Below are 14,637 nucleotides of genomic sequence, written 5' to 3'. Positions count from 1 at the left end.
CCTTTTGCGTGAAACGTCATCCCGAAGGATCAGTGTTCCTTGGTCGAGTACACCGACTTCTTCGTCAGGTATATCAGCGCGGTGAAGATCGCGAGGAACACCATGACCATGAAGCCCATGCGCTTGCGGTCTTCGAGATGCGGCTCGGCGGCCCACATCAGGAAGGCGGAGACGTCGAGCGAATACTGCTCCATCGTTTCCGGCGCACCGTCATCATAGGTCACCTGGCCGTCGGAGATCGGCTGTGCCATCGCAAGCGACTGACCGGCGATGAAGTAAGGGTTGAAGTAGGTACCATCGGCAACTTCGACACCCTCCGGCGGATCCTGGTAGCCGGTCAACAGCGCGTGGATGTAATCCGGGCCACCCTGCTGATACTGGGTGAAGATGTCGAATACGAAGGTCGGGAAGCCGCGGGTCACGCCGCGGGCCTTGGCGATCAGCGAGAAGTCCGGCGGAGCCGCACCACCCATGGCCGCCGCTGCCGCTTCCTTGTTCGGGAAGGGTGACGGGAAGTGGTCGGAAGCAACGGCCGGGCGCATGAACATTTCGCCGTCGGCGTTCGGCCCGTCTTCGACTTCGTAGTTTGCCGCAAACGCCTTTACCTGGGCTTCCGAGTATCCGAGATCTTCCAGCGTGCGGAAGGCAACCAGATTCATCGAGTGACAGGCAGCGCAGACCTCGGTGTAGACCTTCAGGCCGCGCTGAAGCTGGCCCTTGTCATACTTGCCGAAGGGGCCGGCAAAGGACCAGTCCATCTGCTCGGGCTTCAGGATCGGATAGTGACCGGTCTGCGCAGCATGATGCGTCATTTCGGCCAGATCGCCGCCTTCTGCCGCGATGGCCTGGCCGGAAAAACCGGCCATGGCTGCGATCAGAGCGATGCTCGTGACAAGCTTTTTCATTGTTATCGTCCTCTCACGTGCTCAGGCTTGTGCGGCCGCGGACTTGCCGCTTTTTTCGAGAACCGCTTCGGTGATCGAGTTCGGGATGCGCCTTGGCGTCTCGAACAGTCCGAGCAGCGGCATGATCACGAGGAAGAAGCCGAAGTAGTAGGCGGTACCGGCCTGCGACAGGATAACGTAGATGCCTTCCGCCGGCATGGCACCGAGCCAGCCGAGCAGCAGCGAGTTCGCCACGAAAATCCAGTAGAACAGCTTGTACCAAGGGCGGTAGACGGCCGAACGAACCTTCGACGTGTCGAGCCACGGCAGGAAGAACAGCACGATGATCGCGCCAAACATCACGAGGACGCCGCCGAGCTTCGAGTCGATGAAGAGGATGTCGAACGTGATCGCGCGCAGCATCGCGTAGAACGGCAGGAAGTACCATTCCGGAACGATGTGGGCCGGGGTCTTCAGCGAGTCAGCCGGGATGTAGTTGTCCGGATGGCCGAGATAGTTCGGCATGTAGAAGACGAAATAGGCAAACACGAGCAGGAAGACCGAGAGGCCGAGCGCATCCTTCAGCGTCGCATAGGGCGTGAAGGGAACGGTATCGGTCTTCGACTTGACTTCAACGCCGGTCGGATTGGTCTGACCGGTGACGTGCAGCGCCCAGACGTGCAGGATGACCACGCCGGCGATCATGAACGGCAGCAGGTAGTGCAGCGCGAAGAAGCGGTTCAGCGTCGGATTGTCGACAGCAAAGCCGCCGAGCAGGAACTGCTGGATGGTTTCACCGACAAACGGGAAGGCGGTGAAGAAGCCGGTGATGACGGTCGCACCCCAGAAAGACATCTGGCCCCAGGGAAGAACGTAACCCATGAAGGCGGTTGCCATCATCAGGAGGAAGATCACCACGCCGAGGATCCATAGGATTTCGCGCGGCGCCTTGTAGGAGCCGTAGTAGAGACCACGGGCAATGTGCAGGTAGACGGCGATGAAGAAGAACGATGCGCCGTTGGCATGCATGTAGCGCAACAGCCAGCCGTTGTTGACGTCGCGCATGATCTTCTCGACCGAGTTGAAGGCGACGGTCGTCTCAGCAGCATAGTGCATGGCAAGCACGACACCGGTCAGGATCTGCACGAGCAGCATGACGGTGAGCATGCCACCGAAGGTGTAGGCATAGTTCAGATTGCGCGGAACCGGGTAGGAAACGAAGCTGTCATACATCAGACGCGGCAGCGGCAGGCGCGCATCGATCCACTTCTCGACGCCGGTGGACGGCTGGTAACTCGAATGGCCACTCATTGTGTCTTATCCCCTCAGCCGATCGTGATGACAGTGTCGGATGTGAATGCGAAGGTCGGCACCGGAAGGTTCGTCGGCGCAGGACCCTTGCGAATACGGCCCGCCGTATCGTAGTGCGAGCCGTGGCAGGGACAGAACCAGCCACCGAAATCACCGGCCTGGCCAAGCGGCACGCAGCCCAGATGGGTGCAGGAGCCGATCATGACGATCCAGTTTTCCTTGCCTTCGCCGGCCGATCGCGCGAGGTCGGTCGCTTCGGCTGTCGCATCGACGTTGTCGTTGCGGGCAACCGGATCCTTGAGGTCAGCAAGCGCAACGGCGTTGGCTTCCGCGACTTCCTGTTCCGTACGGTTGCGGATGAAGACCGGCTTGCCGCGCCACTTGACGGTCAGCGACATGCCCGGCTCAAGCGCAGACACGTCCACTTCGATCGAAGCGAGCGCGAGCGTCGATGCATCCGGACGCATCTGGTCGATGAAAGGCCAGGCGAACGAAGCCGCACCAACCGCGCCGGCAATACCGGTCACCATGTAGAGAAAGTCGCGGCGCGTAGGCTCGCCCGCATGTTCTGTCGTTGTCTCGTGTTCGCTCACGGTCACTTTTTCCTCTCGCAATCCTGCGACACACCGCATTTGCCCCCGCAGCGGGAATCACAATCCGGCCACTGTGCAGCCACAGATTCCCCGCCAGATTGGCGCGTTCTAAGCCCGATATTCTATTCTGTCCAGTCTTCGTCGGACAAGGAGCCACGTTGTCGCGGATTTCCGGGATACCATCCCCAAAAGCTTGATTTAACGCAAGTGTGAGCGACAGTTTATCAAGCAATGCAGCGCGTTGGACCTCCAGGAAAACACGGCCGCAGGCATCAAGCCGTTACCAGCTGGTCCCGCGTATCGAGGAAGCCGCCCGATTGCCGCGCCCAGAGCTCGGAATAGAGCCCGCCTTGCGCCACCAGTTCCTGGTGGGTGCCCTGCTCGATGATCCGCCCCTTGTCCATCACAACAAGTCGGTCGAGGGCGGCAATGGTCGACAAACGGTGGGCGATCGCCAGCACTGTCTTGCCCTGCATCAGCCGGTCGAGATTGGACTGGATCGCCGCCTCCACTTCCGAGTCCAGTGCCGATGTCGCCTCATCGAGCACGAGGATCGGCGCGTCCTTGAGCATCACGCGGGCGATCGCGATGCGCTGCCGCTGGCCGCCGGAGAGCTTGACACCCCGCTCGCCGACATGGGCGTCGAAACCCTTCCGCCCGCGCTGATCTTCCAGCCGCTGGATGAAGTCGAGTGCTTCGGCGCGCTCGGCAGCCTTCAACAGCATCTCGTCACTCGCATCCTCGCGACCGAAGAGAATGTTGTCGCGGATCGAGCGGTGCAGAAGCGCCGTATCCTGGGTTACCATGCCGATCTGCGAGCGCAGGCTTTCCTGCGTGACGGTCGAGATATCCTGTCCGTCGATCAGGATACGGCCACCTTCCAGGTCGTAGAAACGCAGGAGCAGATTGACCAGCGTCGACTTGCCCGCGCCTGAGCGTCCGACGATGCCGACCTTCTCGCCGGGCTCAATGGTCAGCGTCAGATTGTCGATCGCACCGGTCTTGCGGCCATAATGAAACGTCACGTCTTCGAAGCGGATCTCCGGCGACTTCACCTGAAGCTTCGCCGCATCCGGCTTGTCGGTGAGCCCGATGGGCTTCGCCACCAGTTCGGCCGAATTCTGGATCGTGCCGATATTGCGCATGATGCCGTTGAGCTGCGTCATCATCCGGCCGAGCAGCATGTTGAGGCGCAGCACCAGGCCGAGCGTGAACGCCACACCACCTGCGGTCACCGCCCCGGCAAACCAGAGATCGACGGACAGAAGCGCCACCATCAGAATCATGAAGCCGGAAAGAATCGAAAGCGAAGCCCGCACACCGGTGAGCAGCCGCGCGAAGGGGCGCAGCGTGTCCTGGAACCGGTCGAAACCAGCGCGGATATAATGGTCGTTCTGCCGCTCGCGGGCAAAAAGCTTCAGGGTCTGGATGTTCGAATAGCTGTCGACCAGACGGCCGTTCAGCATCGACGATGCCTCCGCCGTCTCTCTTGCGTGGTGGCGGATCTTCGGCACGAAATACCGGGCCAGCACCAGGAAGATCGCCACCCAGGCGCCGATGATCGCCGCCAGCCGCCAGTCGAGTTGTGCAACCAGCGCCATGGTCGAAATGGTATAGATCACCATGAACCAGACGACCTGCAGCAGCGACGTCAGCAGATCCCCGGTCGATTGCCCCGCCGACCAGACCTTGGTGACGATGCGTCCGGCAAAATCGTTCTGGAAGAAGGAGAGCGACTGACGCGCCACATGCGCATGCGCCTGCCAGCGCACCAGGTTGAAGAAGTTGAGGACGATCACCTGTTCCTCGACGAGGGCACCGATCGTCACGACGATAAAGCGACCGATGAGGACGATCAGCGCCATCGCTAACAACTCGCCGCCATGGGCTGCAATCAGCCCGTCCCAGCCGGCCTCTTTCGGCACGGTGTCGAGCAGATCGACAAGCCGTCCGACGAACCAGAACAGGCCGGCTTCGAGCATGGCCACGGCACCGCCGAAGATCGCCATCAGGAAGAAGGCCATCTTCGCCTGGCTGACATAGAACCAGACGAAGGCCCAAATCTTTTCCGGTGGACGCAGATTGTCCGATCGGGCGAAGGGATCGAGCCAGTTTTCGAAGAGGCGGGCGACAGCTTGAAACATGAAAAGCGATATAGGCCGATTGCCCGGGAGGGCAAAGCCTCAAACAGCATCTCGACCATTACAATTTGGTCAGACCCGATCGCGCCGGCGCCTGCCCGCTCATGCTGCGGGAAAGGCGCTCGCCGTCAGCGCGTGTAGCGGGTGAGATAGATGCCGAGAAGGATCAACGCCACGCCGGCAGGCTGGCCGATGTGGAACTCGGCGGTACCGCGTGCGAGATCGATGATCAAGCCGGTGATCATCTGCCCGCCGATGATCAGAAGCCCGGATCGGGCCGCTCCGATGCGCGGAAAGACATAGGAGCTGATGACCACGAAACAGGCTCCGATCACGCCGCCTGTCAGATAGAAGACCGGGACATCAGCGATCAGCGGCAGGCCGATGCGGTGGAAAAGCAGCACATAGACCGTCAACAGCAGGAAGCCGATCCAGTGGTTCCAGGCCGAGGCCGTAAACGCGCCGCGGTCCATGGTCAGCCGCCCGTTAATCGACCGGCTCATGCCGACGGCAGCACCGCCGGCGAGTGCAATGAGAACAGCGCCCAGCATTCACGCCGCCTTCGAGAAGATAAGCAGCGCGCTGCCGCCGATAACGCATGCTGTGGCCAGGAAATCGAACCGGTTGAGCCTGCGCTTCGGCGTGCCGAACAGCCCGAACTGATCAGAAAGGAGCCCGAACAGGATCTGCCCGACAAGCAAAAGCGACAGGCCGCCGGCCAGCGCCAGTTCCGAATTGACCGCGATCGAACTCAAGGCCACCGCAAAGGCGCCGGGCGCACCGCCGAGATAGGACCAGAGGGGCGCCTTGCCATTGGCCGGAATGCGGCCCGCCCGACGCGCGACGGCACCATTGGCCACCAGCAGGAGAAAGGCGACCACACCGCCGACGCCGTGCACCACCCACGATGCGGTGAATGGTGTGGTCAAAGCCGCAAGACCGCTGTTGATGGTCACCATGACGGCGAGCAGGGCCCCGGCAAGGACCGCCCAGATCCAGTCGATATGTTTCAGCATGTTGCTCCTGAGTGGAACGCGAGGGCGCGCGTGAAGGTATCGGCCCGTCTGTTTGAAGTCACCGCATAGCGGCCTCGCCATCCCGCCGACAAGCCAATTCGGCAAATGAACCGATCAGCCAAATGAATGCCTTGGGGCGACCGCCTGCGACAAACGCAAAACGGGGCATCGCTGCCCCGTTTCTTGGTCTCCGGATCCGATATTCAGGGATCTCAGAACTCCGACCACTCCGCTGCAACAGCGGCATTGCCCTTGAAGGCACTGGCAAGCTTGCGACCGAGGGCGCGCGCCGGTGAGGCCTGCGGCTGGCTTGCGCCTGGCGCCGGAGCAATCCGCGGGGCGGCCATGCGCTGAGCCTCCTGACCAAGGCGGAACTGACCGAGCAACTGCATCAGCGACGTCGCCTGCTGCGCCAGGCCATGGCAGGCGGAGGTCGACTGCTCAACCATGGACGCATTCTTCTGCGTACCCTGATCCATCTGGTTTACGGCCGAGTTGATCTCGGCCAGACCAGTCGACTGCTCGCGCGCAGACGTGACGATCGCGGCGACGTTCTGGTTGATCTCCTGCACCTGCCGGACGATGGCTTCGAGCGCCTGACCGGTCTCACCGACCAGCGTGACCCCGCTCCGGACCTGCTCGCCGGACGCCGTGATCAGTCCCTTGATCTCCTTCGCCGCATGGGCCGAACGCTGGGCGAGTTCACGCACTTCCTGGGCAACGACGGCAAAGCCCTTGCCGGCGTCTCCGGCACGCGCGGCTTCGACACCCGCGTTCAGCGCCAGAAGATTGGTCTGGAACGCAATCTCGTCGATCACACCGATGATGTTGGAGATTTCGCTCGACGATTTTTCGATCGCATGCATCGCATCCACCGCGCGACGCACGACTTCGCCCGAACGCTCGGCGCCGACCCGTGTCCGCGATACGAGCGCCCCAGCCTCCTCGGCCCGCACGGCACTGTCCTTGACCGCAGTCGTCACCTGCTCCAGCGCTGCTGCCGTTTCCTCAACGGAGGCCGCCTGCTGCTCGGTGCGCTTGGACAGGTCGTCGGCTGCTGCGAGCATTTCGCTCGCACCGGCGTCGATTGCCTGGGCATTCTCGCCGACGGCGCGCATGGCATCGCGAAGCCGTTCAACGGAGTGGTTGAAGTTCACACGCAGCGGATCGAGGTGATCGGCAAAGCGTTCGCCGATTTCGACCGCGAGGTCACCATCGGAAAGCTTTTGCAGTCCACCGGCCAGACGATCGACGGCAAACTGCACCTCGGCCGCTTCGCGCGCCTTCTGTGCTTCGCGCGTCTGGCGCTCCGTTTCGCTCATCGAACGGTTCTCCTCGGCCTGGCGCTCCAGGGCCGCACGCTCGATCGCATTGTCGCGGAAGACGGAAACGGCTGCCGCCATCTCACCGATCTCGTCCCGACGGTTCGCGAAAGGAACCTCCGTTTCGGTGTCGCCGCCGGCAAGCGTCCGCATCGAACCGGTAATCGCGGAGATGGGGCGCGCAACCCGCAGGATCGACACGACCGCTGCACCGAGCGCCATCAGCGCGGCCAGCACGAAGGCCGCCAGCGACAGGCGCATGGCAAGCGTCGCAGACGCATCGGCATCCTGACGAACCTGCACGCCGGCAGCCCGGTTGATGTCCTTGATTTCCTCCAGGCTCTGTTCCGCGGCGCTGCCGAGCGGCACCATCTGGGCCAGCGTGTCCTTCGCCTGATAGAGCTTCGAGGCCATGGCCTGTTCGACGAAGCTCTGGCCCAGGCCATTGAACTCGACGACGGTCGCCTTGAAACTGTCAAAACGCTGCCGGGCATCGGGGAGAACGATCGCGGCGTCAAACTCGGCGATCGCGGCATCCAGCCGCGTGCGCGCGGCTGCGAGATCCTCGACCAGCGTCTTCTTGTCGGCCGAGGTGGCAGCCGTCAGGATCATCAGGTTGAGACGGCGAACGTCGCCGAGGACGGAATCGATCTCGGCAATCATCATGGACCGATCGAGGCGCCCGCCCAGCGCTTCCATCTGACCACTCATGTCGGTCACGGAGCGGATGGCAATTGCACCCTGCCCGAGCGACACGATCACCATCAGACCGAAGAGAAGCGGCAGCAGAAGTTTGATCTTGAGATTTTTCACGACTGAAATCCTGGATTGAAACGGAATGAGACGACCGGGAAAAAATGCCGGCAGACTTCCATGCCAATCCGAATTCTAACAAAGCCTTACGCGCCGAAGGGCAGTTCTCGCCTCATCCACAATCCAGTGCGCAAGCACCGACAAAAAAAGAGGGGCATGTCTGCCCCTCTTCTTCGCATCCTCTGGAATGCAGTGCTTAGAACTCGGACCACTCTGCCGCCACCGCCGTGTTGCCCTTGAAGGCATTGGCGATCTTGCGGCCCAGTGCCCGTGCGGGCGAAGGCTGCGGCTGGGCGGCCGGCGTTGCCGGGGCGACCCGCGGCGATGCCTGATAGCCGCTCTCGCCCGTCTTGAACTGCGCCATCAGCTGTATCAACTGACCGGCCTGCTGAGCCAGACCATGGCTTGCAGCCGTGGACTGCTCCACCATAGCCGCGTTCTTCTGCGTGCCCTGGTCCATCTGATTGACGGCCATGTTGATTTCCTGGAGGCCGGTCGACTGCTCGCGGGTGGAGGTGACAATCGCCAGAACATTCTGGTTGATCTCCTGCACCTCGCGCACGATGGTCTCCAGCGCCCTGCCGGTTTCATCCACGAGGCTGACACCATTGCGGACCTGTTCGCCAGACGTGGTGATCAGGGCCTTGATCTCCTTCGCCGCATTGGCCGAACGCTGCGCAAGCTCACGCACTTCCTGGGCAACGACCGCAAAGCCCTTGCCGGCTTCACCGGCGCGAGCCGCTTCGACGCCGGCATTCAGCGCCAGAAGGTTGGTCTGGAACGCGATGTCGTCGATCACGCCGATGATGTTCGAGATTTCCGAAGAGGATTTCTCGATCGCCTGCATCGCAGCAACCGCACGGCGCACGACCTCGCCCGAATGCTCGGCCCCTTCCCGCGTGCGGCTGACCAGCTGGCCGGCCTCGTCGGCACGCACAGCGCTGTCCTTGACGGCGGTCGTCACCTGCTCGAGTGCTGCCGCCGTCTCTTCGACGGAGGCTGCCTGCTGCTCGGTCCGCTTCGACAGATCATCGGCGGCAGCCAGCATCTCGTTGGCGCCGGCATCGATCGTCCGGGCATTTTCGCTGACGGCGCGCATGGCGTCCTTCAGGCGGGAGACGGACTGGTTGAAATTCAAACGCAGCGGATCGAGATGATCGGCAAAGCGCTCGTTGATCTGCGCGACGAGATCACCATCCGACAGACGCTTCAGACCGGAGGCAAGCTGGTCGACGGCAAACTGCACTTCGGCCGCTTCGCGAGCCTTCTGGGCTTCGCGGGCCTGTCGTTCGGTTTCGCTGAGCGAACGGTTTTCTTCCGCCTGACGCTCGAGCGCGGCACGCTCGATGGCATTGTCGCGGAACACGCTGACAGCAGCCGCCATCTCGCCGATTTCATCCTGACGACCGGCAAACGGGATCTCGGACTGTGTGTCGCCGGAAGCAAGCGCGCGCATCGAACCGGTAATGGCCGAGATCGGACGAACGATCCGCGCAAAGCTGAAGAAGGCGGCACCGGCGGCAATCAGCGCACTGATCAGAACGGCGGCGATCGTCGTGTTGATGGCGGCAGTGGAGACATCGTCTGCTTCGGCAATCGCCGCATCGCTGAGTTCGATATTCGCCTTGATCGTCTCGTCCATGAGCTGAACAAGCGAGCGCGCATTCGTTGCCATGGCACCGTTGAACACGGCCTTGGCCGCAGCCTCACTGCCCGTGCGCTTCAATTCGACCATCTGCAAGGCAAGGCGATCATATTCTGCGAGCGCTGCCTTCATGCTGTCGAAACGTGCCCGGGTTGCAGGCATGGTGATCATCGGCTCATAGGCGGCGAATGCCGCATCGCGTTCCGCAACCGCTGTCTGAGTGGCAGACACGACCGAATCCAGCTCTGCCGGTTCCGCATTCAACAGCATGGCGTAGTCTCGGCGTACCTCGGCGAAGGAGGCGTTCATGCGCGCGACGGCCAGCGTGCGCGGCAGGCGCTCACGGCCGATGACATCGACCTGCTCCTTGACGTTTCCGATGAAATTGATGGCCAGAATGCCCTGGCCAATGCCGAAGGTCAGCACCACGGCAAACAGTAACGGCAACGCGACTTTGATCTTGAGATTGGACATGAATGTCTCCGGGGGGAGGAAAAACACATTCCCAACCGGGCGTGGGAGGTCGCCAGGTGTAAGGACAAGACATCGTCCGGATAGGTCGGGATGAAATCGTTCTAGAATGCAACAAATGAATATTTTACTTAGATTGCAGACAACCTTTGATAGCGCTAAAAATGGGGAGCTTCCGAATAGCTGCAGCCAAAAAAAAGGTCGGCGGCAGATTGCTCCGCCGCCGCCAGTGTTCCAGCAATCGTCTTGACCGCGCCTGCGGCGTGTTACTCGGCTGCCGTTTCCTGGACCTCGTTCGCCCCATCGGCCTGATCGGCGAGGAAACCACCGGACTGGCGGTTCCACAGATCGGCATAGATGCCGCCATTCGCCACCAGTTGCTGATGCGTTCCCTCTTCGACGATCCGGCCCTTGTCGAGCACGATCAGCCGGTCCATCTGCGTCAGCGTCGACAGCCGGTGCGCAATCGCGATCACCGTCTTGTCCTCGATCAGTTTGAACAGGCTTTCCTGGATCGCCGCCTCCACTTCTGAATCGAGCGCCGAGGTCGCCTCGTCGAGTACGAGGATCGGCGCATCCTTGAGGAAGACACGGGCGATCGCGATGCGCTGCCGCTGGCCGCCCGAGAGTTTCACGCCGCGCTCACCGACATGCGCGTCGAGCCCCGTCCGCTCCTGCATGTCGGATAGCCCCTGGATGAACTCCCAGGCATTGGCCCGTTTCGCCGCTTCGATGACTTCGGCATCGGTGGCGTCGGGACGACCATAGGCGATGTTGTCGCGGATCGAGCGGTGCAGAAGCGACGTATCCTGGGTCACAACGCCGACGAGTGCCCGCAGACTGTCCTGGCTGACATCAGAGATATCCTGGCCATCGACAAGGATCCTGCCCTTCTCCAGGTCGTAGAAACGCAGAAGCAGGTTCATCAGCGTCGTCTTGCCAGCACCGGAGCGCCCGACGAGGCCAACCTTCTCGCCCGCCTTGATGGTCAGCGAGAAGTCCTCGATCACGCCCTTCTGCTTGCCATAGTGGAAGCGCACGCCGTCATAGACGATCTCGCCCTTCGGTGCGGCGAGCGCCTTGGCAGCCGGCTTGTCGACGATGTCGTGGGCCTTGGTCATCATGCCCATGCCGTCATAGACGGTGCCGATGTTTTCGAAGAGGGCGGCAACCTCCCACATGATCCACTGCGACATACCGTTGATGCGCATGGAAAGCCCGATGGCAACCGCAATCGCACCGACGGTCACCGTGCCGTTCAGCCAGAACCAGATGCCGAGTGCCGCCACGAAGAACTGGACGATGGCATTGTTGATATCGACGCAGATATTGAGCAGCGAAATCTGCCGCATCTGCCGGTGCACCGTGCTGAGAAAGGCATCCATGCCCTCCTTGGCGTAGGTCTCTTCCCGGCCGGCATGCGAGAACAGCTTCACCGTCGCGATATTGGTATAGCTGTCGACGATACGGCCCGTCATCATCGAGCGGGCATCGGCCTGTTCGCTGGAGAGCTTGCGCAGCTTCGGAATGAAGTTGCGCAGGATCAGCGCGTAGATCGCCAGCCAGAGGACGAGCGGCACGCCGAGGCGCCAGTCGACGGACGCAACCAGCGCCAGCATCGAGACGAAGAAGGTCGTCGCATAGATGAAGACGTCGATGATCTTCATCACGCTTTCGCGGACAGACAGCGCCGTCTGCATCACCTTGGTCGAGACGCGACCGGCGAACTCGTTGGCAAAGAAGGTCATCGAGTGCCGGAGCAGAAAGCGGTGCATCTGCCAGCGCGCGATCATCGGGAAATTGCCGGCCAGCACCTGATGCATGGTGATCGTGTGCATCACACCGAGCACCGGCAGGCCGATCAGCAGCAGGCCCGCCATCCAGGCAAGCGTGCCGCCTTCCGTCTGCAGGAAGGTCGAACGTTCGGCCGTCGACAGCCAGTCAACGATATTGCCGAGGAACTGGTACAGGAACACTTCGGCAACCGCGATCAGGCCGGAGCACAGGCCGAGCAACGCCAGCCACCAGCCGGCGGGCTTGGTGTAGTGCCAGCAGAAGGCGACAAGGCCCTTGGGCGGCAGGACCGGGTCATCGGCCGGGTACGGATTCAGGCGGCTTTCGAACCACGAGAACATGAAACGTCTCCAGAAATGGCGCGCGCGACACCGGACGAAGGTGGCGCAAGGACGCGAATATTCAATGATTGGGGCCACTTATGGCCGCAGGATGAATCAGTTTGGGAAAAGAGGCGGAGGTGACGCCCTCAGGCGGCAACAGCCATAAATCGGGGCTGGCGCGAAATACCGAATAGATCCATCGATGGCCCTCCCGCTTTAGTGTTGAAGTAGAGCTTCCTTCTATCGGCGGACAGGGGAATTTTCCAGCCGGCTTTCCCGGCGATCGAGACATTCTGCCGCAACTGTTGCACACCGATCACAGACAGGGGGGGAGCAAGACAGCGACCGCCTTGAGCGACGTGCCCCGATCGCATAAGACCGCCCCATGACCGACTTGCGCATCGCCCTTTACCAGCCAGACATTCCCGGCAACACCGGAACCATCCTCCGGCTCGCCGCCTGTCTCGGCATGAAGGTCGATATCATCGAGCCGGCCGGCTTCGTGCTCTCCGACAAGAACCTGAAGCGCGCAGGCATGGATTATCTCGCGAGCGTCGCCATGACCCGCCACGTCAACTGGGAGCGCTTCGACACCTGGCGGCTTTCGGAAGGACGCCGCCTCGTGCTCGCCTCGACCAAAGCCGCCCTGCCCTACACCGAATTCGATTACGCCGGAAATGACATCCTTCTCTTCGGGCGCGAAAGTGCCGGTGTTCCCGATCAGGTGCATGACCGGGCCGATCACCGCGTGATCATCCCCATGGTCGAGGGCCAGCGTTCGATCAATGTCGCGATATCGGCGGCCATGATCACCGGGGAAGCGCTGCGCCAGACCAGCTTCTGACTCCGGATCGGCAGGAACCAGACATAGATCAAGGCGCCCACAGTCGCCCTCGCCTAGGATAGCGAGACGGTAGCGATGCGCCGCTTCAACGGCAATTGCTAATTCAACCGTGTCGCGCTATGCTGCGCTGCAGCAAAATAGGGAGATGGAGTCATGTTCGAGACAGCATTCGCCCTGGGTCTCACCCAGTTCGCCCGATCCTTGAGCTTCCCCGAGCGCTTGAGCCAGCGCCCGGTCCGCAACGCCGCCCTGGAGCCCTGGCGTCTCCGCAATACGGGCATGGACGCGCTCTATTATGATGTTAAGGCCCTCACAGCCGACGAGACCTTCTACATCAGTGACAGCCTGGCCTCTGAAGGCCTGATCATGATCGTTCCGCCCACAGGCGCCGGGATGCTGACGCTCTGCGACAGCGTCGAGGAATTCCGCCTGCGCGGTGGGCGCGAGGTGCACGCCATGGCAGTCGCCGGCATCGGCGGCTCGGCGATCGGTGCCGCCGCCTTCGCGCGCAACGTGGCCGACGCGATCGACGCCCCCGTGGCAGCCGTTGTGTCGGGATACGGCCTTGGCGACATCGTCAACGAGGCCATCGGCGGCGCCTTCCTCTTCGGCTGGCTCGGCCACATCAGAAGCAATCTCGAGGTGATCGACGACGTCGTCGGTCGGCCGAAGCTCGGTGCTTATGGCAAGCGCAGCGAGGATACCGACACCAGTCGCCGCACCGGCCTCGATGCCGATACGGTATCGACCCTGCTTGCCGATCCCACGCTGTCCTTCACCCTGATCGCTGGCCATTCCCGCGGCAACCGCGTCATTGCCGACGCCCTCTACGCCTTGAAGGCCAGTGACCCGGGTCGGTTAGAGACGCTCGCCAACACCGCGCGGATCGTCACCTTCGGTGGCCGGATCAAGATGCCGGAAGCCTTCACCGAGGTCATCGACGTCGTCGGCGAACTCGACTGGTTCGGCGAACTGAATTCGCGTCCGAAGATTGCGACCGATATCAAGGTCTCCTTCTGCGGCCATTCGACCAACACCGACCTGCCGACGGCCTTGAAGGTCACCAAAATCATCAACGACATCCTGCGCGGTGAAGCGCCCGCTGCAGAAGCACCCGTTGAGGCGACAACCGCAACACCCGAGACGGTCGCAGCCAACCTCGTCGAAGACACCGTCGCAGAACCGGTCACCATCGAAACAGAACCGGTCGAGCCGCAAGCTCTTCCCGTGCTCGCCGTGGAGGCGCCGCTTCCAGCCGTGATCGACCTTGAACCACCAGTACCGGACGAGCCCTTGCCGGAGGCTTCGGCATCACAGGAGGCGGCAGATCCGACCGTCGAGCCTGTTGCGACAGCGGCCGCCCCGGAAAAGGACACCGACTTGCCGAAGAAGGCCGGAAAAGCCGCGACCCCCATCATGGTCCCGCTGCCGCGCGGCAAGGCAAGGCGTCCCCGCGCCAAGAGCTGAACGAGAGCAGGTC

General features: G+C 62.0%; 11 protein-coding genes. 2 read left to right on the top strand and 9 right to left on the bottom strand.

What is annotated here, in order from left to right; translation table 11 throughout:
• Positions 1-29 precede the first annotated feature (29 nt).
• The 9 genes from IP85_RS20350 to IP85_RS20310 all read right to left on the bottom strand — a co-directional run bounded on the left by IP85_RS20350 (position 30) and on the right by IP85_RS20310 (position 12,331).
• Entirely contained in the window at positions 30-905 is an 876-nt protein-coding gene (locus tag IP85_RS20350; protein WP_054151491.1) for a cytochrome c1, read from the bottom strand.
• Between the two features lie 21 nt (positions 906-926).
• The gene (locus IP85_RS20345; RefSeq protein WP_054151490.1) at positions 927-2,195 is read right to left on the bottom strand and encodes a cytochrome b N-terminal domain-containing protein; all 1,269 of its coding nucleotides are present in this window, start codon (positions 2,193-2,195) and stop codon (positions 927-929) included.
• Between the two features lie 14 nt (positions 2,196-2,209).
• On the bottom strand, positions 2,210-2,788 hold the full coding sequence (petA, locus tag IP85_RS20340) for a ubiquinol-cytochrome c reductase iron-sulfur subunit (protein WP_054151489.1): 579 nt from the start codon (positions 2,786-2,788) through the stop codon (positions 2,210-2,212).
• A gap of 272 nt (positions 2,789-3,060) precedes the next feature.
• Entirely contained in the window at positions 3,061-4,932 is a 1,872-nt protein-coding gene (locus tag IP85_RS20335) for an ABC transporter ATP-binding protein (RefSeq protein WP_054151488.1), read from the bottom strand.
• Between the two features lie 125 nt (positions 4,933-5,057).
• Positions 5,058-5,480: a DMT family transporter gene (locus IP85_RS20330; protein ID WP_054151487.1), complete on the bottom strand. Its 423-nt coding sequence runs from the start codon at positions 5,478-5,480 to the stop codon at positions 5,058-5,060.
• A complete protein-coding gene (locus IP85_RS20325) occupies positions 5,481-5,945 on the bottom strand; it encodes a DMT family transporter (RefSeq protein ID WP_054151486.1) in 465 nt (154 codons plus the stop codon).
• A gap of 212 nt (positions 5,946-6,157) precedes the next feature.
• Complete coding sequence (locus IP85_RS20320) at positions 6,158-8,080, bottom strand: methyl-accepting chemotaxis protein (protein WP_054151485.1); 1,923 nt, start codon at positions 8,078-8,080, stop codon at positions 6,158-6,160.
• 196 nt (positions 8,081-8,276) lie between these two features.
• A complete protein-coding gene (locus IP85_RS20315) occupies positions 8,277-10,199 on the bottom strand; it encodes a HAMP domain-containing methyl-accepting chemotaxis protein (RefSeq protein ID WP_054151484.1) in 1,923 nt (640 codons plus the stop codon).
• Between the two features lie 263 nt (positions 10,200-10,462).
• Positions 10,463-12,331, bottom strand: a complete 1,869-nt coding sequence (locus tag IP85_RS20310; protein ID WP_054151483.1) for an ABC transporter ATP-binding protein — start codon at positions 12,329-12,331, stop codon at positions 10,463-10,465.
• Positions 12,332-12,698: 367 nt separating this feature from the next.
• On the opposite strand from IP85_RS20310, the gene IP85_RS20305 reads away from it, so the two are divergent.
• Positions 12,699-13,157 carry a tRNA (cytidine(34)-2'-O)-methyltransferase gene (locus tag IP85_RS20305; protein WP_054151482.1) on the top strand — a complete coding sequence of 153 codons (459 nt, stop codon included), beginning with the start codon at positions 12,699-12,701 and terminating at the stop codon, positions 13,155-13,157.
• Positions 13,158-13,310: 153 nt separating this feature from the next.
• Positions 13,311-14,624 (top strand): hypothetical protein, encoded by a 1,314-nt coding sequence (locus IP85_RS20300; RefSeq protein ID WP_054151481.1) that lies wholly within the window; start codon positions 13,311-13,313, stop codon positions 14,622-14,624.
• The last annotated feature ends 13 nt before the right edge of the window (positions 14,625-14,637 follow it).

This window comes from Rhizobium sp. AAP116, assembly GCF_001295785.1.
GTDB lineage: Bacteria > Pseudomonadota > Alphaproteobacteria > Rhizobiales > Rhizobiaceae > Allorhizobium.
The sequence above is the reverse complement of the archived record's forward strand: the minus strand, read 5'-3'. Positions and strand labels throughout refer to the sequence as shown.

What these genes read in the sequence shown, in the direction of transcription:
- IP85_RS20315 (WP_054151484.1), bottom strand. Translation starts at nt 10,199, where the DNA reads ATGTCCAATCTCAAGATCAAAGTCGCGTTGCCGTTACTGTTTGCCGTG.
- IP85_RS20335 (WP_054151488.1), bottom strand. Translation starts at nt 4,932, where the DNA reads ATGTTTCAAGCTGTCGCCCGCCTCTTCGAAAACTGGCTCGATCCCTTC.
- IP85_RS20305 (WP_054151482.1), top strand. Translation starts at nt 12,699, where the DNA reads ATGACCGACTTGCGCATCGCCCTTTACCAGCCAGACATTCCCGGCAAC.
- IP85_RS20350 (WP_054151491.1), bottom strand. Translation starts at nt 905, where the DNA reads ATGAAAAAGCTTGTCACGAGCATCGCTCTGATCGCAGCCATGGCCGGT.
- IP85_RS20345 (WP_054151490.1), bottom strand. Translation starts at nt 2,195, where the DNA reads ATGAGTGGCCATTCGAGTTACCAGCCGTCCACCGGCGTCGAGAAGTGG.
- IP85_RS20300 (WP_054151481.1), top strand. Translation starts at nt 13,311, where the DNA reads ATGTTCGAGACAGCATTCGCCCTGGGTCTCACCCAGTTCGCCCGATCC.
- IP85_RS20330 (WP_054151487.1), bottom strand. Translation starts at nt 5,480, where the DNA reads ATGCTGGGCGCTGTTCTCATTGCACTCGCCGGCGGTGCTGCCGTCGGC.
- IP85_RS20325 (WP_054151486.1), bottom strand. Translation starts at nt 5,945, where the DNA reads ATGCTGAAACATATCGACTGGATCTGGGCGGTCCTTGCCGGGGCCCTG.
- IP85_RS20310 (WP_054151483.1), bottom strand. Translation starts at nt 12,331, where the DNA reads ATGTTCTCGTGGTTCGAAAGCCGCCTGAATCCGTACCCGGCCGATGAC.